This window comes from Microbulbifer sp. CNSA002, assembly GCF_047324085.1.
Taxonomy (GTDB): Bacteria; Pseudomonadota; Gammaproteobacteria; order Pseudomonadales; family Cellvibrionaceae; genus Microbulbifer.
Map to the genome: position 1 here is coordinate 3,153,339 of NZ_CP172449.1, position 18,964 is coordinate 3,172,302.

An 18,964-nucleotide genomic window follows, 5' to 3' on the forward strand; every position below is an offset into this window, starting at 1 on the left:
TAGCCCTCAAGGCACGACAATTATGGCTTCCCCATCTCTAAGCTGGGCAGCACCGGTTGATACAACCTCCTCGCCCTCAGTTAACCCCTGGATAATGACAACATCATTGCCAACTACTTGCCCCGCGAGCACTTTTCTTAGTTTTGCTCGCAATACTTCCTTGTCTCTTTCCAGCACAAACACAGCGAACCCTTTAGATTCCCCGGGATGAGCGACTAGGCAGGATAGTGGTATAAGAACCCTATCTGGAGGTATCGGTATTTTGTCTAAGGCCAGAGTCATAATCATTCCTACCCGTAATTGCGCCTTAGGATTATCAACGGTAACCGTGATTGCAAATACCCTGGTGCGGGGATCTGCCATAGGAGAAACTTCGGTGATCATGCCCTTAAATGTAAGATCCGGTAATGACTCTGTACGCAGCGACACCACGCTACCAAGAGGGGCATAACTCAAAACTATATCAGGTACTGAAAACACAACTTTCACTCGGCTAATATCGGCCACAACAAAGCCAACCGACTGCGAGTGGACCAATGTACCCACTTCGATATTGCGTTGCAGGATAATGCCCGTAAGTGGAGATCGCAGCACTGTATCCCGCAACTCTTCCTCTGCCCGATCTAAATGAGCCTTGGTACCGACCACCGCAGCTTGCGCAATTTCATACTCTTCCCTGGCTGAATCATAATCAGGGGCGGTAATACTGGCCGTGGCAAAAAGCGCAGTTGCCCGTTTGTAATTGAGATCAGCTTTACGCCGTTCTGCTTCCGCTTTACTCACATTTGCAGCGGCTTCTACCACGCGATCCCTGTATTGCTCGTCATCAATCTTAGCCAATTCTTCGTGACGCTTAACGTAGTCCCCTCCTTGCAGCAAACGAGTCTGCCCCAGCGCTTTTCGCGAGGGAATTACACGTACATAGCCTTCTGTACGAAAAGCTACATCAACTTGCGTATAAGGATTGACGACTGCAGAGTAGGGATAACCAGCTGCTGCGTCTTGCGAGCGGGCAACAAAAACCTCTACCGGTGTGGGTTTTCTCTCCGGGGGTTGGCGGTGGCAACCACTTACGGCCACTAATATAGCGATAATACAGAGGCAGATAACGCGCATTTATCACACCTCCCCCACCGACCTTTCATATTCCGCCAGGGATCCCCATACAGACAGTATCGCGCGATTGTAGTCGCTATTCGCACGAAAAAGCTGTTTTTCCGCCTCCAGGACATCACTCAGAACGGCAGCTTGCTCGCGGTAACGATTTGTCATTACCCGCACTTTTTCCCTATAAGCTGCCTGTAATTCCCGTGCAACCCCCACAGACTCCTGAGAAGTACGCAAGCGACGCAAACTCTCACGAACCTCTATTTCTATTCGGTTTCGAACCTCTTCAGACTTTTTTTCCGCTTCAAGAATTTTATTGGCACGACTGGACAGTTCATCCCGTTTCCGCCCCCAATCAAAAAACTCCCAGCGCATTTCCAGAGCGATAAAAGCTTCAGCATCAGGTATCAACCTGACGTCATAGAGCTTTAGGTACTCAATATTCAAATCGATATCGGGAATGTACTCGGACTTCTTCACATCGTAACTATATTCAGCCCGCTCAATCGACAGCTCTGATTCAGCGAGATCTGGACGCTGCTCAAAGGCAAGTCCTAAAGAGGTTTCGACATCGAACGCTAAATGATGTGGGTTTGGTAGACTCTGAATATTGAAGGGCGTTTCAACATCCCGGGCCATCAACGCATTGAGACGCTCCTTCGCTGTCGCCATCTCATCAATAAGGCGCTGGCGCTCCAGCCTGCGCTGGGCCAGGCGTGCTCGCACATCCAAAAGTTCATATTCAAGGGCAACTTGTTGTGCAACATAATTCCCTACAAGTTCACTCAAAGAAGTCAGGAAGATAATGGCTTCATCCACGGCCTGTAAATCACCAAGGATTCTGCCAATTTCAAAATACTGGATCTTGGTGAGGTAGCCTATATCCTGCTGCACCAAGCGAACCTTTTCCTCCGCCATTTCAGTGACAACATACCCCTCACAAATCTCTAGCTCTATTGTGTATAGCTGTGTGATAGGTTGGGTCGCGCTGACAGAGAAGGTCTTGGTCACACCTTCCTCTGATGTGATCTCTATATCCCTAGGAGGGATAGGGCCTATCGGAGAATTCTGCACAAAAACGCCACGATCAAAGGTGTACCTCTGGCGTGTTAAGTTATCGATTATCCCTGCATTCATTTCCAGCCGGGGATAGCGCTTTGTTTTTAATGCCTCGACGTCATCCCAAACCTCATTAACTTCAAGCGCAGCCGCCTGAACCCGTAAATTAGCTGTCACTGCCAAATCGACGGCATCTTCCAGGGTCAAAACAGGCTCGCTGGCATAGCTCCAGGCTCCGCCGCCAGTCAGCAGTATTGCGAGCGCGCACTCGAACAACGGCCACCTCTATTTCCAGCAACAATTTAAATCTGCTCACTGCGCAAATAAATTTAGGATCGAGTAAGTATATCTGTTGACAGCCACTGCCCGGACTGCTGACCCCAGACTGGCGGATTCCTATTTGTCCCCTTGGACAATATTCACATTTTTAATAACTCAATAAATTTATATTCCAACGACTCGCGACTAGAAATTCATTTTTGAAAACACCAGCACCTTTTAGAGCGGACAGCCCCCTCCCATCAGTTTTCCGAACAGAAACTGTGTAGACGCCATTAAGAAGCATCACCTGTCGCGATCCTTTAGCTAGGCTAGTTAATGGCGGCAATCAAAACCGTATTTCTTTGGTTCCGTGGAAAACCCTATGGCGGTGAAGTTTATTCCTCTATTGATTCTCGCGGTTTGCACTATCGCCGTGGCTGGGGTGTTGAGCTTATTGGTTTATTTTGACCTGGATGATCAGATTATTGAGCTGATGCAGTGGCTCAATGAGCAGGGCTGGCAGACAAGTTTGCTATTTATCTTAATTGTGGCCGCAGCAATCGTCTTTTTACTCCCTGGCGTCATTTTTACCATGGGGGCGGGGTTCGTATTTGGCGTTATAAAAGGAACTCTACTGGTTATTGCCGGCACCGTACTCGGGGCAACCCTCGCATTTCTTATTGCCCGCTACCTTCTCGGCGAGAAGCCCTCTCGGTGGGTTATGTCTCATATCAAGCCCGCGACTGTCGGTGAAGTAATTCGTCGCGAGGGCTGGCAAATGATTATGTTGACCCGACTGGTTCCCCTATTTCCCTTCAAGTTGTCGAACTACTTCTTTGGACTGACTCCAGTTCGACTGCGTGACTTTGTGATCGGAAATTTCCTTGGAATTATCCCCCTTACATTGCACAACGTTTACATCGGCTCCATCGCAGCAGATCTCACCTCCCTGGGCAAGGTTGAGGAACGCACTCCAATTCAGTGGGGATTCTATATTGCCGGATTCGCCCTGGCCGTCATCGCACTCATCGGGCTCACCCGAATGGCTCGCCGTGCATTGAAAAGAATTATTAAAGAAGAGGACCTCTGATGCCTTGGATGAAATGGCTACCTTGGCGCTTCTTCGTACGCCGCTTTGCCACCGCTCACGGTTTCCTTGATCCACTCACATTGATGGCGCATCTACAGCGCTTTGCCGAGCCTTCAGAGGTGAGTGAACCCATCGAGCTGCTACGCGCAGGAGCGGTATTTCACGCTCGAGCACTGATCAACAGTAAAGTCATACAACACAACCTGGACTGGGTGTGGCCCTACTGGATTCAGCGCCAGTTCGATCCCTATGACAAGTCGTTTATCCCCCGGGCTTTTTCCATTAGCCACTGTAATTTGAGCCACCGCAACTGGACTGCTGTAGGTATACCCGACTGCGAAGAACTGCCGATTGTCGACCCCCGAGGCCTGCTTACGCCCCACTACGATGGCTGGTCTATCGATGTCTGGGTCATCAGTGATAGCGGTGAAGAGCTAATGCCTTCCACCCTCGGCTTCTGCAATCAGCACCAGGAGCTGGGAGATGATATTGCAATAGTTACCGAATCCCATCGTCGGGGCCTTAAGTTGCACAATAGGGCCTCAGCAAGCCTGCTCCAAGGCCACCCTCGCTGTGTGCTTGAACTCAATGCCCAATGCCCGGGAGGCGGCTGGCTAATGGTGGTCTTGCGACCCTGCAACCCTGAAGGCGTCAGCTTTGTTCACAAGGTTCGCCTGGGCGATAGCGGGCGCAATTGGCTTATTGAAGACAAGGCCGCCGTAGAGTTCAGCCAGCCGGTAGACAAACACCTGGCATCCAATTACAAGCGCGGCGATATCTACCTCCATCTCCGAGACAAAGAGAGCAATCGCGAGGGGCTCTGCGATATTGGCATGGCCTCCGCTGCTGCAATGTTTCGTATCGAAGACCGAAAATCCCGCAAGATTGAGGTTGCTATTCCCCTGGTCACAGAGGAGAGTAAGCAGCGCTCTCCCCTTTGCTGGGAACACGTCCTGGAAGGTCACTGCGCCCTGACCGTTCCCGACGAAAAGTTTCAGTTTCTCTACGACTCAGCAATACGCACCCTTATTCTCCACTCTCCCAAAGATGTCTACCCAGGCCCTTACACGTATAAACGGTTTTGGTTTCGGGACGCGGCATTTATGATTCAATCGCTGCTTTATGCCGGACTGACAAACCGCGCAGAAAGAGCTCTGGAGCAATTTCCCCACCGGCAAAAGCGGGATGGTTTTTTTCACTCCCAGGACGGCGAATGGGACTCCAATGGTGAAGCCCTTTGGATCTTCAATCTCTATTGTGAATTAACCGGCAAACCCTTAAAGCAGCCGTGGTGCGAGCCTGTCGTCAGGGGTGCCAAATGGATTATCAACAAGCGCCTGCCGAATGATGGCAGCCCCTGTGGGGGCCTGCTCCCTGCGGGATTCAGTGCAGAACACCTGGGGCCCAACGACTGCTACTACTGGGACGACTTCTGGGGCGTCGCCGGTCTGCAGAGTGCCGCCAGTATTTGCACGCGCGAAGGTATGGATGACAACGCCCATCGCTTCAATACCGCGGCCAGCGACTTCCAGAGCACTATTGATCAAAGCTTGCAGGATGCACAGGACCGCCTGGGCCGCCCTGCGATGCCAGCCTCACCAAACCGGCGCCTGGATGCCGGTGCCGTAGGGTCAATCGCCGCAGGCTATCCCTTGCAACTCTACCCACCAGAGGACCCGAGGCTGGTAGACCTGGCGGAATACCTGATGGAAAAGTGCTTTGTGAGCGGCGGATTTTTCCAGGACATGATCCACTCCGGTATTAATGCCTACCTCACCCTCCACATTGCCCAGGTATTGCTTCGCGCTGGAGATGCCCGTTGTATTGACCTTATGCGCAGTGTGGCAGAACTGGCATCGCCAACAGGGCAATGGCCGGAAGCCATCCACCCCCATTCTCTCGGCGGATGCATGGGGGATGGACAGCACGCCTGGGCAGCGGCTGAGTGGGTGGCGATGCAACGCAATTGCTTTGTTCGCGAAGAGCAGGACGCACTGGTTCTCATCTCTGGGCTCCCCCCCGAATGGCTCAAAGGTACTGACTCAGATCAGCCCATCCGCTTTGGGCCCGCTCCAACCCGGTTTGGCTCGGTTACCCTGGAAATTCAACCAAGCTCCACACCAACGGTCTCTTGGGCTGCCGATTGGCATGGGAAGCCCCCACCTATCGCCATTAAGGCCATCGGCTTCCGGCCAGTGCTGATCACCGACGAATCGCAGAGTGTGGAGTTGAGTCCCAAGTGAATATTGTGATGCTCACCAACACCTACTTACCTCACGTGGGCGGCGTTGCGCACTCCGTCGCCGCGTTTAGTGAGGAGTATCGCAAACGTGGGCACAAAGTACTGGTGATCGCACCTGAGTTCCCGCAAAAGTCTGACGATGAAGAACATGTTCTGAGAATTCACTCAATCCAGAATTTTAATGGCACCGACTTTTCCATGGCGCTGCCATTTTCAGGGGTTTTGAATGATGCGCTAGATAAATTCCGTCCGGATATCCTCCATGCCCACCACCCTTTTCTCCTGGGGCTGACAGCCCTGCGCATTTCTCGCGAGCGCGAGCTACCGCTCGTTTTTACCCATCACACATTGTACGAGCACTACACCCACAACTTGATGGGAGACTCACAAGCGCTCAAACGCTTTGTAATGGAAGTTGCCACCCGCTTCGCCAATAAAGCAAATCTGGTCCTGGCCCCAAGCCTGAGTGTTGTGAGACTTCTCCGGGAGCGAGGGGTACAAACTCCAATAGCGGAAGTTCCTACGGGAGTGCACCCAGAGCAATACGCCCATGGAGAGGGAAGTAAGCTCAGGAAAAAACTGAAAATACCCGCATCAGCATTTTTGTTGGGACACCTGGGCCGCTTTGGGAAGGAAAAAAACCTGGTTTTTCTTTGTCAGGCCGTCGCCAAATTTTTACAGGAATATCCATCCGCACACTTTCTTCTCGCTGGCAGCGGCCCACTGGAAGATCAGCTCCAGCAGTTTTTTACCGACAAAAAATTAATGCAACGTGTACATATGCCAGGGAAAGTCATTGGTGATGCCCGCCGGGATGTCTACAGCGCGATGGACACCTTTCTATTTACTTCCACTACTGAAACCCAAGGTCTAGTGCTGTCTGAGGCAATGGCCTCTGGAGTTCCCGTGATCGCCCTGGAAGCCAATGGGTCGAGAGATATATTGAAGCAAGGTATTAACGGCTGCCTGGTAACCAAAGAATCGCTGAATGATTTTGTGGCGGCGATACGTTGGTTCCACAACCTGCCTGATGACCGCCGCCAGCAGATGATCAAGGAAGCCAGAATTACGGCCCAGGACTTTTCCATGAATAGCTGTGCCCAGCGAGCACTGGATCTCTATCAACCCCTCGTGCACTACAACTGGCCGCTTGATAACTCTATTTATGCGCGATGTATACGCACTGGAAAATTAATCACCATACAGTGGGAGATTTTCGAGGGCTTCACAGAAGCCGCGGGCGCAGCCTTGAATCAACCACCCAAGCGTTAGTCCAGAAACTATGTTAAGCCGTATCGGACTATCAATCAGACGCTGGCGCCGCCGACTCAGTCGCAGCGAGTGGATTACTCGCTTGCTCGGACTATCCACCAACCCAAATAGCCCCCATGCTCCGGGGCTAATTTTGATCCAGATTGACGGACTGGCCTACCCCGAACTTCTCAAAGCACTGGCCCGAGGGCGAATGCCATTTCTGAAGCGGCTAATCAGAAAAGAGCACTATCGCCTGGAGCACATGTATCCGGGAGTCCCATCGACAACTCCTGCAGTACAGGCCGAACTTTTTTATGGAGTGCGCCAGGCCGTACCTGCATTTGGCTTCCTCGTCCACGAAACGCAAAAACTCGGACGGATGTACGATCCCGAGGTTGCCGCCCTGGTCGAAAAAAGAATTAAGACTCAACACCGCGATCCACTGTTGCGTGGGGGCAGCTGTTATCTCAGCCTATTTAAAGCCGGAACAAAAACCGGTGAAGCGCACTTCTGCCCCGCCGACCAGGGATGGGGCCCGGCACTGCGCGAAGCCAGCCCCATGGCAATCGCCATTCTGATTGTCACCAATATTTGGAGCCTTGTTCGCACTACCGCATTAATTTTGATCGAGCTGGTTTTATCTCTAGTCGACTGCGTACGCGGGATAATCGGTGGCCAAAACCTACTCAAGGAATTGATGTTTATCCCCACAAGGGTCGCCATCACCATTCTCACTAGAGAGCTGTGCACCATGGGGGTGAAAGTTGATATCACCCGCGGCCTGCCGGTTATTTATATCAACCTGCTCGGTTACGATGAGCAGTCCCACCGGCGCGGGCCGCAATCGGCCTTTGCCCACTGGGTATTGAAGGGGATAGACAGTGCGATAGCCAAAATCTGGAAGGCTGCTCACGGCTCTGAGCGACGGCACTACGACGTATGGATTTTTTCAGACCACGGCCAGGAACAAACAGTGGCCTATGAAGAGGTCAATGGACGCAGTCTTGGCGATGCTCTCTCGGAAGCTCTATCTAATTTACCTTCAGCCCCGCAGATCAAATCTACCACTATCCCCAAAAAAGTCCGTTTCGAGCGAGCTCGACTGTTCGGCAGTGAGTGGATGGACAAAAGCAGCATCGAAGAGGAATCCACGCAAGAGGGCGATAGAACGCCTACTGCCATAGCGGCCCTGGGCCCAATCGCGATGCTGTACAACATTGATCTGAACGGTACCAGCCGGGCAGATGCCGCCAAAAGGATGGTGGAGCAAGCCAAAGTGCCCCTAGTACTCTATCTGGAAGACCCATCCTCCCCCGCTTCCTCACCAGTGCATGGGTGGTGGAAAGATGGCCCCATCAAGCTTCCTGAAGACGGCCGCAAATTGATGGGGGACGAACACCCCTACCCGGTTGAAGCCGCAGAGGATATGGCCAGCCTGTGCCGGCACCCGGACTCTGGCGACTTTATGATGTACGGCTGGTGTGCCGGTATGCGGCAACCCATGACTTTCGCCATGGAGAATGGCAGTCACGGTGGCTCTGGCCCCAATGAAACCCATGCCTTCGCCCTGATGCCAGAGGATATCCAGCCCCCAGACCCCAGTCGGGGCTACTGGCGCCCGCAGGATCTGCGCTCCACAGCCCGCGCCTACCTCCGTGGCGCCCGCCCCATGAAGGTAGATAACCACAGGATGCCAAAAACTGTTTTGCGCATCATGACCTACAACGTGCACAGTTGCCGAGGGCTGGATGGCAAGCTCTCCCCACAGCGAATTGCCCGGGTAATTGCCCGCTATCGCCCGGATGTGGTGGCATTACAAGAACTGGATGTCATGCGCAAACGCACCGGAGGCCTCGACCAGGCCGAAAGACTTGCTCGTCTACTGGCAATGGACCTGCACTTCCAGCCCACCATAAATATGAAAGAGGAGCGCTACGGTGATGCGATCCTCACCCATCTCCCCGCCCGGCTCATCAAGAAAGGGATTTTGCCCGGCCCTCCCTCCGGCAAAGGGGGACTTTTTAACCCCGCCGCAGATGAACCGCGCGGAGCTGTTTGGGTGGAAATCGAAGCCAATGGCAAACCTATCCAGATTATCAACACCCACCTGGGGTTATCCCGTGCAGAGCGGCTGCGCCAGGTCGATGCCCTTCTCGGCCCCGAATGGCTCAGCAATCCCCGCTGCACCGGAGAGCGAGTGCTGCTGGGGGACTTCAACGCGCTACCCAACTCTGCCGAGTGCAAGCGACTCGGAGGCTATCTCAGGGATGCCCAGGAACAGGCGCCCCGCCACAACCCCAAAGGGACCTTCCTAAAGGTCCGTATTGATCACATGTTCTTAAGTGCGGGACTCAATGTGAAACGGGTACGGGTGCCCAGGACATCGCTGACCCGCCAAGCCTCAGATCACCTGCCATTGATCGTGGATATCGACCTACCCATCAAGGGTGGAAAGTAATCGATCTCGGTTTATCGAGCCCCACACTCTTCGCACCCTCCAACCCGAGCGATAACACTTGAAAAATGCCCCACAGCCCCCACAATAAGCGGAGAATATTTGAATAAATCCTTTAAAAATATAGGGTTTTTGTGAATTCATAGAGACTGGCAGACGGACGCTAAAAGGGTTTTCCCGACTTGAAGGTCCCCACTGCGAGCTATATGATTCTTCTATCACTTAATAGCAGGAGTCGCTAAATGCAACCGCAAGCTTATACTCAAACCCGCGCACTGGATCGCTCGGAATCGGCGAAGGTGTTGCGCAATACCTATGCCCTACTGGCAATGACCGTTCTCTTCAGTGCCATTACCGCCGGTATTTCCATGTCTATTGGCATGGGTCGTGGCATGAGCCTGGTCTGCTCCCTGGGAGCCCTGGCCCTCATCTGGTTCGTATTACCGCGCACAGCAAATTCCGCCGCAGGCGTTGGTGTTGTATTCGCATTTACTGGCCTGCTAGGCGCCTCACTTGGCCCAATGCTTAACCACTACTTAAGCATTCCTGGCGGCGGTCAGATCATTATGCAAGCCCTGGGCACCACTGCAGTGATCTTCTTTGCACTGTCTGCCTATGTGTTGACTACCCGCAAAGACTTCAGCTTTATGGGCGGTTTCCTGGCTGTTGGCCTGATCGCGGTACTGGTATGTATCCTGGGTGTAGTCATCGCTGGCTTCTTCGGCATCCACATGCCGCTGTTTAGTGTTGCCCTGAGCGGCGTAATCGCCCTACTGATGTCTGGTTTCATTCTCTACAACACCAGCCAAATCATCAATGGTGGCGAGACCAACTACCTGATGGCGACTGCCTCCCTGTACCTGAATATCCTCAACCTGTTCACCAGCCTGCTGCATATCTTTGGATTTGCTTCAGACGACTAAGCAACAGCCTTGTTGAGCAAGTCACAATGCCCCGCACCGCGGGGCATTTTACTATTTGGCCCCCTATGAAGTTTTCCCTAGCCATCTACTCAGCCCCCCACAGCACCCAGTCTTCATCCAGTGCACTCCGGTTTGCCAAAGCCCTCCTAAAGCAAGGCCACGAAATTTATCGAGTGTTTTTCTACTGCGACGGCGTGCAAAACAGCAATGCCATTGCCGCACCTCCCCAGGACGAAACTGATCTGACTTCAGAGTGGCAGGCACTGGGCCACCAGCACCAATTGGACCTGGTAGTTTGTATTGCCGCTGCCCAACGTCGCGGCGTGCTGAATCAGCGAGAAGCCGAGCGCCTGGAAAGACCCGCCGCCAACTTGGCAGGGGGTTTTGAGCTGGCAGGCCTCGGCCAACTAACCGACGCTGTCGCCAACTCCGATCGCCTGATTACCTTTGGAGGTTGAGCATGAGTACTAAATCATTGGCCCTATGCCGCACCGCCCCCTACGGCAATGCCCTGGCTCGGGAAGGTATCGAAGCCGTACTGGCAGCGGCGGCGATGGAACAGGACATGGACCTACTATTTCTCGGCGATGGGGTATTCCAGTTGCTGGACCACCAATCACCTGCGGATATCGGCCAGAAGAGCCTGCGACGCAATTTGCAGGCTCTGCCGATGTTTGGCATTGAGCAGTTTTTCGTTTGTGAGAAAAGCCTTGCTGAACGCAATATCACCCTGGAGCAGATCCAGGTTGCCGGCGCAGAGACTAAAGCCGTAAAAGATACCGGCTCACTGATCGCCGCCTACCCCACCGTATTGAGTTTCTGATATGACTTTGCATATTGTCAGTAAATCCCCCTATACCAGCGGTGCCCTTAAGGAATGCCTGGGTGCTTTTACTCAGGATGACTCGCTCCTGCTTATTGAAGATGGTGTCTATGCGCTGAGGCACGAGGCTCTGGAAACGGTGCCAAGTACCCAAATTTTCTGCCTTGAAGCAGACACTACTGCCCGAGGCCAGCAGCAACTTGCAGTAAACATGGATAGAGTGGAAATGATCGATGATGCACGCTGGGTACAGCTCTGTACCGAGCATCAACCCATAGTCAGCTGGTTTCGGTAACAAAAAATGAGCAACCTAGTAGTCAATGGCCAGGAAATCCCCTTGGACAAGGAGGGTTACCTGCGCAACCTCAGCGACTGGAGCCGGGACGCCGCCCTTCAGTTAGCCAAGGCTGAGGACATCGAGTTAACCGAAGAACACTGGCAAGTTATTGAGCTGCTGCAAGAATTTTATCGCAAGTTTGAACTCTCCCCCGCTATGCGCCCGCTGGTAAAATATATTGGCCAGCATCTCGGCGCAGAAAAGGGTCGCAGTATCTATTTGATGCAACTTTTTCCTCCAAGTCCAGCAAAAGTGGCCAGTAAAATTGCCGGCTTACCTAAGCCGACCAACTGCTTGTAATCCCCTCGCAACACTTGGCCAGGTAAGCTAGAAACAACCTGGCCGGCAGACCACCTAAATGGATTTAATCTAATCACCATATAAGGTCAGTGCTTATTTGCGAGTTCTTTGCCTCTTAGACTCAAATCCATATGTGCTGCAAACAACGCCCATGACTCAGGGTCCCAGCGGTTTGCTAAACCTTACCGGGTTGAGGGCTTCCACCTCCAATCTTTTGCCGATTTAACTCGGCTCACTGGGCCCAGAATGGTTAAATTTGTCAGCGGAAATAATTTCTAACCTTATTAGGCAAGGAGAGAAATCTTGAACCTCTTCCAGCTGAGATATTTTCGCCTCTTCAATATACCAGGCCCGATAAACTAGACCGATATTCCCGTCACCCCCCACCTTCTTTGCAAGCTTTCTGTTAATGCATTCAGATGAAGACCTATTATATATGACAAACAACACGCCATCTATTTTAGCAAAGGACATTTGGGGACCATCATCATCCCCTCTAAACCATGGTTTTTCTTCATATACCACATCACCCTCAACAAAACCAATACCTCGCTCTTCGGCTAAAGCTTCATGGCTTTTTTGAACCGAAGATCGTTGAGATATACCTCCATATACAAACATACAAATCGACAGTAGCCACGCCCCAAAAAAGATCATCAACGACTTATATTTAAAAACCATCTTGCAATTTCCAACTAGGTATACTCTGTAACAAAGAGCACCCAGCAGGCAAGATAGCAAAAGAGCATAAATCCAACTTAAATAGCTATAACCAACAACAAAAACTATTGGTTCTTGCAAATCACTATTTTGCATTTTGAAGCACAATCCCTTCTAAATCACCTACAACCTCATTACACCCCAAAGACTTTTCTAAGCCCAAGCATAGATATTCAGAATTTCATCTCACCTTAACTATAAAGCGGAAAGAAATAGCTACTGGGACTAGCGCCAGCAACGCTGCTAGCAACTCTCTCTAATCTATGGGTGTACAGAATTGACCGGAATTACCGTTATCAATTGGAAGAGAATCCATCTAGGTTAATCCCTACACTGGAAAGACAACCCTTAATTTTCACGTATGTTCCATCCTTAACCGTCTTAATACCCCTAAGATGCTCTGCATCCAACCTTGCAACACCGCTGACAAAATCATCGCTTTGCACCCTTACATAATTGAGGCAGCTAAAAGTGCCACAATCCCTCCCCTTGGACTCAACCATCACACTTATTTCAGACGGAGAGCAAGTTATCGCATGCACACCCCCTAGCATGAGCCTCGATGACACAGCACTAGCAATAAGTAACGCAAAGATAACGACTAAATCTTCATTTTTTTTAGATAAATATTTTATATGAAACCTCTGCAGAACCAGCGCGGAAGCAAGCAGAAACAATAAAAATAAAGGAAAAAAACTAGTAAAAATATTAGTATAATGCAGGTTACCCTTTGACACTAAAAGTCCCATAACTATCGACAAAAATATTATTGAAAGTCCGATTTTTAGTTTTGTCATTGAAAGTTTATTCATATCTCTTACCAACCATCCTTTTGAGCAAATCACTCCAGAACATCATCTGATGCTCTCATCATCTGACCGTATAAAATCCACTCCAGCACTTATTATTTGTACCAAAGGCTCTTTCAAGTACTTCTTGTACACATTATAAAGAGTATTATCCACTGCGTAAGTTGTACCCACACCAAGCACAATTCCACCTGATACTGCAGCGGGCCTGCCAACACCAGCCGTTACAGCTCCGGTGCCAACTAGAGTTCCAGCAGTAGTTGAAATTACTCCACTTCCCCAAAGCTAAATTGTATCAAGCGTATTTGCTGCCCAACACTCAATTGTTCCCACTTCATATGTATGAGCATTTTCGATAACGTCAAGCGTAACTTCCTCCACATCCCCTACAGGCCCTACAGGCCCTACAGGCCCTACAGGCCCTACAGGCCCTACAGGCCCTACAGGCCCAAGAATAACATTTATCGACACCGATCAAATGTAAAGTATAAACCGCCAACACCATTAACAAAAGAGCGCAAACCCACAAAATACTGGATATGCATACACGCCAATATACATACAATTAATGACTCTACCGCGAAGCACCCAGATATCTCTTGGCGCAACACCTTTTTACCGCTGCATATCCCGCTGTATAAGGCGAGCATTCGTTTGTGGTCGGGATAATGTATCCGGGAAAGATTACGAGCATCGACGCGAGTGGATTGGAAATCGTATGCATAGTTTGGCTAAGGTTTTTGCCCTGGATCTCGCCACCTATGCAGTAATGAGTAACCACTACCATGTGGTACTCTACATTGACGAAAAATCTGCTGATAAGTAGTCTCTTTTCGAGGTGATTGATCGCTGGCAAAAAATATTCAAAGCCTCTAATTTGAACCAGAGCTATATAAACGGCGATAGTATTGAACGCCACGAGCTTAAGACACTAGATCATGTCGCTTCACGCTTAACAGGTTTCAGCCTGTTTATGCACTGTTTAAACGAGCCTATCGCTTGCTGAAGACAAGTGCACGGGTCGCTGGAGCCTTAGCCAGTAAAGCTTCCTCCAACAATCTCTCTACAGGTCGTATCGCCCAGCAACAACCGGGCACTCTTAATATAAACAAATTATTTAATATAATATTAGTTAATTATACTTTTAAACAACAGGATAGATTAAGGCTCTATAGATCATACTCAAATAGGACAAACCCTCTTCAAGCACACGACAACCCCACTTAAAAAGAAAATATATTTTAATATAATTTTTATATAGCAATTAGACTGCAAACTTCACATGAACTTATAGCCTTAAATGCAAAATGACATTAGACTTGGACCCCATCAACCTCAGAAAAGTAACTATTCAAAATAGCAGCAAGCCACCATGATTGACCGACGACTATTTATTAAGATGAGTTCCCTTTTGTTCGGAAGCTCCTTACTCACAAAAAAAACAATAGCCTCGCAGAGCTTAGCCTATAGCTCGCTTCACATGCCTGATGAAAGTGGCCAACACAAAAGAACATGGATGGCTTTTGTTGCAAATAATTACATTTGGTCACACAAGCAAATTCCTGAAGTGAAAAGAAATCTGGCATTAATTGCAAATACAATTGCCAACTATGAGCCTGTATCTATCCTGGTGAGTAGAAAGGATTTACATGAAGCGAAAACACTACTGGATTTAGATAGTTCAAATTATGAAATTGAGCTACACACTTTTGAAATCGATGACTTGTGGCTCCGTGACACTGCCCCTATCTTCGTAAGATCCAGCTATGGAGAAAAAGTCGCTTTAAACTTCAATTTCAATGGTTGGGCAACAAACAGGAGCACTCACTAGACAAGCACGTCGCCAAGTATATCGCCAATAGATCTGGAGCAATCCATGAGAGAGCAAATATCGTACTAGAGGGTGGATGTTTTGAGGTAGATGGCAATGGCACCGCAATAATGACTGAGAGCTGTATTCTCAATGAGAATCGCAATCCAGGATGGTCAAAGTCTGATATTGAGGAGGAACTCAAGGTACTACTCGGATTACGGAAGATTATTTGGCTCAAAGGTATTAAGGGTAAGGATATCACAGATGGCCATACCGATTTTTATGCACGCTTTATTAAGCCAGGTGAAGTGATAGTTAGCCGGGATAATTATCAATCCTCCTATGACTATTGGGTTACTCGTGAAAACATCAAAACATTAAGCAATAGTGTCGACGCAGATGAAAACCCACTTAACCTACACATTTTGGATACGCCAGAAATTATTAACGAGAGATTTGGCACTAAAGACTTTGCCGCAGGCTATATTGGTTACTATATTTGTAACGGTGCAATAATTTCTCAAAAATTTGGTGATAAAAACGCAGACGCAAAAGCCAGAGCTATTTTACAAGAGGCCTTTCCAAATCATAATATTGAGCAAATAGCAATTGATGGAATTGCCTCTGGTGGTGGCAGTGTTCACTGTTCTACACAACAAGAAATAATAATTTAAGCATCAAGTTATCAGGCGCTCATCAAGCATAATGTATAGATCGCTAACATTATTGATAAAGAAGCACAAATCTGCAAAACACTAATACTCGAACAGCCAATGACTCCACCACAAAGCACCCAGATATCTCTTGACGCAACACCTTATTACCACTGCGTACCCCGCTGTGTACGACGAACATTCCTTTGCGGCCGGGATAGTGCATCTGGAAAGGATTATGATTATCGGCGTGAGTGGATTGAAAACCGTATACATAAGTTGGCTGAAGTTTTTTCCCTGGATATTGCCACCTATGCCGTAATGAGCAATCACTTCCATATGGTACTCTATATTGACAAAAAATATTCAAAGCCTCTAATTTGGCCCAACGCTATCTAAACGGTGATGCTCTTGATCCCTGCGAGCTTACGGCACTAAAAAATGTCGCTTTAATATGGCGAGAACGCTTAACGGATATCAGCTGGTTTATGCGCTGCTTAAATAAGTCTGCCGCTCGCCAAGCTAACACTGAAGACAAATTTAAGCTGGGTCAAGGCGCTCTCGCTGCCTACATGGCCTATATCGACCTCAACTCTATCAAAATGTTACACTAGTCGTGTAACTAAGCGCTCACCAGAAAGCAGTACTCCCTCTCCATTAAACAAGTAAAAATTCAAGCATGTTAAAAGAGCTTTTACGAGTTCGCTCTCTACAATTATTTGCAGTACTTCTTAATGTGATTGTTCCTGGTGCAGGCCTAATGCTGATCGGGCGTTGGCAAGCAGCACTATTTACCCAAGCTGCGCTCATAACTCTAATCGTTACTCTATGCTGGTCTCGTTGGGTCTTTGAACCCATTGGGATTGTAATATGTCTTACTCTGGCGGGACTGGTCTATTTAGCTTCTACTGGCTTGTGTCTCAGTATACCCACCTCCCCTTCAAATAGACTTATTCGCCAGTTTTTGCACACTAATATATTTACATTCGCTTGCCTACTCGGTCTCATTGCGGGATTTCTTTACAAAGATCGTTGGCTGGGTATACATATAAACTATGTACCGAGCATGTCCATGTACCCAACACTGAAACCGGGGCAGTTCATTGTATTGGATACCTGGATATATCAGGACAGAGCACCCCAACCCGATGATGTGGTGGTATTTCAAAGGGGAAATAAAGGTCTCAGGCTTGTCAAACGTGTAGCCCTATGGCCAGATGGCAAGCTACAGCACGAGGGTTTATGGTATGTATTAGGCGATAATCAAGGTGCCAGCCATGATAGCCGATACTTTGGTGGGATTCACACCGAGCAGCTTGCGGGGCAGGTTAAACTAGTACTACTCACCATTGATCACCAGCATCAGTTATTGTCAGACGACACCTTGCGGATGGTGCGTTAGCGTACAAGATTAACTCTTTCAGGGGGGGCGGGGCCAACCTCCCCTGCTTTGACCTTGGCTCACACAGTTTTGATCTATTCTACAAACTCACACTCCTCAAACACCTCTGGCATAAGCACTTTCATTGCACTTATTTTGATATCTTTCTTAATCTGTGGATGCCCCTAATCTATGCTAAGCAACATACTCTGCTTTAAGTTGAGTCAGCTGATTTTTATCCGTACACGAATAAAAACCTCTATCTTCAGCCCATTTTGAAAAACGTTTTTCCATAACGCTCAGATGCTCTTCAACCAACTCCTTCGATTGGCTACAGCCTGAATATTGAAATCGGATAATGCCATTAAAACTCGGCTCAGGAGTAAAGGGCCTATCCTGAAACCTCATCTCCATATAGTTGAAACTATAACGCTGGGCTTCATCACGAGTATAGATTTCACCAAAACGTAGAGCGTCATCCAGACTTTCGCAGGCAATTCTGATAACAAGTTCTTTCTCAGCGGTATTATCTGGCGAGTAGTCTAACTTGATATCCATGTCAGGCTTCGATTCAAACTCCAGCACCTCATCTAAATGTTGAGGGTCAACTTCCAATACTGGGCCTTGAGCGACATACTGCGCATGAGTAACCAGAGAAAAATACTGCTTACCTGAGACTCTATCATGAAAGTCATGGCCTCCGACATAATAGCCTTCAGGAAGATCAATACGGCGCTGCAAAGTTAAACTATCTATATCGTAAATTAGAATCACTCTATCATCAAAATGACTGTAATATATATAGGAGTCATCAATATAAATAGACGGACCCCAGCGCCGATTAAGCGGCACTGAGGTTTCGGTGTCAATTCGATTGATCAGCTCACCACTGATAGCATTAATCAACAGAATCTCGTTCAACGAAACCACATAAAGTACGCCTCCAACCAACTGATAGATATCAACAGCATTAGGCATCTCACGCTCCCATACCACGCTGCCATCTTCATCGTTTAAACCCACCAACACACCGCCACTAAAAGCATAGTGGCTACGCCCCTCAACCTGCTGACGAGACTCTACTTGCGGCCCAATAAATGTAACGATTATACCCTCTATTAATATAGGCTGCAGGGCACTCTCGGATGGAAAATCTTGCTTATAAATCCAGACCTCATTTAAGTTAAGGTCATATTTGAAGAAATGCTCTGCCTTAACATCATAACCATATAGAAAATTATCTATTAAAACATCAGAAATAGAGCGAACTTCTTTAGAAACAAAGTTTCTTGAGTCAACATCAAAAACAGCCAAACTATTTTTAAATTTTTTCGGATAATTTAAGATGGTTGCTGGGAATCTATTTACCTCACCAACCAAGGGGTAAGCTGGAAAAATAACATCCAAAAACTCTTGTGGTAAATTCAATTCTCCCCCAGAACCATTTAAAAACAAAGCCCGATCTGACACCAAGTATCTTCTATACACACTCCCGGCAATTTGGTAAAAGTTAAAACGCTGATCATCACTCAAATATTCTTCATAAGTGACCTCACCATTCTTCAATTTAAAATTCCCGCCCACTCCTGCTGCTAGGTACAGAGTGTCTTTCTTCTCTGGATGACAATGGACGTAAACTCCCTCACAAAAACTATAAACCTTCATACCTAATCGCCCGATTTTATAATACTTTCATGAGCAATCAATGGGCATCCTAAACATTTCAATTGCCATGAG

General features: G+C 48.7%; 16 protein-coding genes and 1 pseudogene. 12 read left to right on the forward strand and 5 right to left on the reverse strand.

Annotated features, from left to right (window positions below):
• Positions 1-6: 6 nt before the first annotated feature.
• Together ACG1BZ_RS14025 and ACG1BZ_RS14030 are read right to left on the reverse strand one after the other, a co-directional pair.
• A complete protein-coding gene (locus tag ACG1BZ_RS14025) occupies positions 7-1,116 on the reverse strand; it encodes an efflux RND transporter periplasmic adaptor subunit (RefSeq protein ID WP_413662357.1) in 1,110 nt (369 codons plus the stop codon).
• 3 nt (positions 1,117-1,119) lie between these two features.
• Positions 1,120-2,442, reverse strand: a complete 1,323-nt coding sequence (locus ACG1BZ_RS14030) for a TolC family protein (protein ID WP_413662358.1) — start codon at positions 2,440-2,442, stop codon at positions 1,120-1,122.
• Between the two features lie 367 nt (positions 2,443-2,809).
• On the opposite strand from ACG1BZ_RS14030, the gene ACG1BZ_RS14035 reads away from it, so the two are divergent.
• The 9 genes from ACG1BZ_RS14035 (at position 2,810) to ACG1BZ_RS14075 (ending at position 11,851) form a co-directional block, all read left to right on the forward strand.
• Entirely contained in the window at positions 2,810-3,517 is a 708-nt protein-coding gene (locus tag ACG1BZ_RS14035; RefSeq protein WP_413662359.1) for a TVP38/TMEM64 family protein, read from the forward strand.
• Positions 3,517-5,760, forward strand: coding sequence for a hypothetical protein (locus ACG1BZ_RS14040; protein WP_413662360.1), 2,244 nt, complete (start codon positions 3,517-3,519; stop codon positions 5,758-5,760). Before ACG1BZ_RS14035 ends, ACG1BZ_RS14040 begins: the two co-directional genes overlap by 1 nt.
• Positions 5,757-7,031 carry a glycosyltransferase gene (locus ACG1BZ_RS14045; RefSeq protein WP_413662361.1) on the forward strand — a complete coding sequence of 425 codons (1,275 nt, stop codon included), beginning with the start codon at positions 5,757-5,759 and terminating at the stop codon, positions 7,029-7,031. The genes ACG1BZ_RS14040 and ACG1BZ_RS14045 overlap by 4 nt, the downstream gene beginning before the upstream one ends.
• Positions 7,032-7,041: 10 nt before the next feature.
• Positions 7,042-9,471 (forward strand): endonuclease/exonuclease/phosphatase family protein, encoded by a 2,430-nt coding sequence (locus ACG1BZ_RS14050; RefSeq protein ID WP_413662362.1) that lies wholly within the window; start codon positions 7,042-7,044, stop codon positions 9,469-9,471.
• A gap of 239 nt (positions 9,472-9,710) precedes the next feature.
• A complete protein-coding gene (locus ACG1BZ_RS14055) occupies positions 9,711-10,391 on the forward strand; it encodes a Bax inhibitor-1/YccA family protein (protein ID WP_413662363.1) in 681 nt (226 codons plus the stop codon).
• 65 nt (positions 10,392-10,456) lie between these two features.
• Positions 10,457-10,849 carry a sulfurtransferase complex subunit TusD gene (gene tusD, locus ACG1BZ_RS14060; RefSeq protein WP_413662364.1) on the forward strand — a complete coding sequence of 131 codons (393 nt, stop codon included), beginning with the start codon at positions 10,457-10,459 and terminating at the stop codon, positions 10,847-10,849.
• 2 nt (positions 10,850-10,851) lie between these two features.
• Complete coding sequence (tusC, locus tag ACG1BZ_RS14065; protein ID WP_413662365.1) at positions 10,852-11,214, forward strand: sulfurtransferase complex subunit TusC; 363 nt, start codon at positions 10,852-10,854, stop codon at positions 11,212-11,214.
• Position 11,215: 1 nt separating this feature from the next.
• Positions 11,216-11,509: a sulfurtransferase complex subunit TusB gene (tusB, locus tag ACG1BZ_RS14070; protein WP_413662366.1), complete on the forward strand. Its 294-nt coding sequence runs from the start codon at positions 11,216-11,218 to the stop codon at positions 11,507-11,509.
• A gap of 6 nt (positions 11,510-11,515) precedes the next feature.
• Positions 11,516-11,851: a TusE/DsrC/DsvC family sulfur relay protein gene (locus ACG1BZ_RS14075; RefSeq protein WP_413662367.1), complete on the forward strand. Its 336-nt coding sequence runs from the start codon at positions 11,516-11,518 to the stop codon at positions 11,849-11,851.
• Positions 11,852-12,073: 222 nt separating this feature from the next.
• Here ACG1BZ_RS14075 and ACG1BZ_RS14080 read toward each other — a convergent pair whose 3' ends face one another.
• On the reverse strand, positions 12,074-12,667 hold the full coding sequence (locus ACG1BZ_RS14080) for a hypothetical protein (protein WP_413662368.1): 594 nt from the start codon (positions 12,665-12,667) through the stop codon (positions 12,074-12,076).
• A gap of 200 nt (positions 12,668-12,867) precedes the next feature.
• Complete coding sequence (locus tag ACG1BZ_RS14085; protein ID WP_413662369.1) at positions 12,868-13,383, reverse strand: hypothetical protein; 516 nt, start codon at positions 13,381-13,383, stop codon at positions 12,868-12,870.
• Between the two features lie 1,513 nt (positions 13,384-14,896).
• Here ACG1BZ_RS14085 and ACG1BZ_RS14090 point away from each other — a divergent pair.
• The 3 genes and pseudogenes from ACG1BZ_RS14090 to ACG1BZ_RS14100 all read left to right on the forward strand — a co-directional run bounded on the left by ACG1BZ_RS14090 (position 14,897) and on the right by ACG1BZ_RS14100 (position 17,248).
• A pseudogene (locus ACG1BZ_RS14090) lies at positions 14,897-15,867 on the forward strand (agmatine deiminase family protein).
• Between the two features lie 359 nt (positions 15,868-16,226).
• Positions 16,227-16,460 (forward strand): hypothetical protein, encoded by a 234-nt coding sequence (locus ACG1BZ_RS14095; protein ID WP_413662370.1) that lies wholly within the window; start codon positions 16,227-16,229, stop codon positions 16,458-16,460.
• Positions 16,461-16,912: 452 nt separating this feature from the next.
• Complete coding sequence (locus tag ACG1BZ_RS14100) at positions 16,913-17,248, forward strand: S26 family signal peptidase (RefSeq protein WP_413662371.1); 336 nt, start codon at positions 16,913-16,915, stop codon at positions 17,246-17,248.
• 174 nt (positions 17,249-17,422) lie between these two features.
• Here ACG1BZ_RS14100 and ACG1BZ_RS14105 read toward each other — a convergent pair whose 3' ends face one another.
• The gene (locus ACG1BZ_RS14105; protein WP_413662372.1) at positions 17,423-18,892 is read right to left on the reverse strand and encodes a hypothetical protein; all 1,470 of its coding nucleotides are present in this window, start codon (positions 18,890-18,892) and stop codon (positions 17,423-17,425) included.
• Positions 18,893-18,964 lie beyond the last annotated feature (72 nt).